Annotated in this window: 1 protein-coding gene; it reads left to right on the forward strand. The window is 78.1% G+C overall.

The features are described 5' to 3' along the window. Window positions 1-104 precede the first annotated feature (104 nt). Window positions 105-842: an alpha/beta fold hydrolase gene (locus JAO81_RS06740; protein ID WP_199546844.1), complete on the forward strand. Its 738-nt coding sequence runs from the start codon at window positions 105-107 to the stop codon at window positions 840-842. The last annotated feature ends 84 nt before the right edge of the window (window positions 843-926 follow it).

Consider the following 926-nt stretch of genomic DNA (forward strand, 5'->3'; position numbering starts at 1 on the left):
CCTTCGCGGAAAGAATTTCCCCCCCCCTCTTCCCCCCCCCCCGACTGGGGCCCCGGGCCAGCTGCGGCCGGGGGCCTCGTCGTGCCTCGCTAGGCTGACCGCCCATGGGCGAGATCGTGGTGGTGCGCGAGGGCTCGGGGCCCGAGGTCCTGCTGGTGCACGGCGGGGCGGGTCCGCGGACGACCTGGGGCACTCTCGCGCCGCTGGCCGAGCGGTGGACGCTGGCCCGTGTGCATCGCCGGGGCTATCCGCCGAGCCCGTCTCCCGAGCGGGGCCAGGACTTCGAGGTCGACGCCCTGGACCTGGCGCCGCTGCTCGCGGGCCGCCCGCACGTCGTCGCCCACTCCTACGGGGTCCTCGGCACGCTGATCGCGGCCGCTGCCGCGCCCGGCCCGGTGCGCTCGCTCACCCTGATCGAGCCGCCCCTCGCCTACCTCGTACCGGACGATCCCGACGTGGCACGGCTCGAGCGCATCGGCCACGCGGTGCTCTCGTACGGGATGGATGCGGATCCGCAGACGCTGCGGGAGTTCCTCCGTATCGCGGGCGCGTCCGTGGATGAAGGGCCGCTGCCCGAGGGCGTGGTGGCCGGGGTGCGGCGGGCGCGGGGTGCCCGGCTGCCCGGCGAGGCGCGCCCCCGGCTCGACGCGCTCCGGGAGGCCGGGGTCCCCGTGCTCGTGGTGTCCGGGGATCACGCGGCCGCGCACGAGCGGATCTGCGACGCGCTCGCGGCCGCACTCGGCGGTGAGCGCGGTGTGCACCCGGGGGCGGGTCACTTCGTCGCGCGGGCGCCGGGCTTCGCCGAGCACCTCGCGGCCTTCCTGCACCGGCACGCCGCGTAGCAAAAGGTCACCCGCGGCGGCCCCCCCCCCCCCCCCGAGGGGCCCCGCGCGGCGGCCGTGCGGGGGGGGGGGGGGAGGGGGCCG

The sequence above is a fragment of the Streptomyces sp. N35 genome (assembly GCF_016464295.1).
GTDB lineage: Bacteria > Actinomycetota > Actinomycetes > Streptomycetales > Streptomycetaceae > Streptomyces.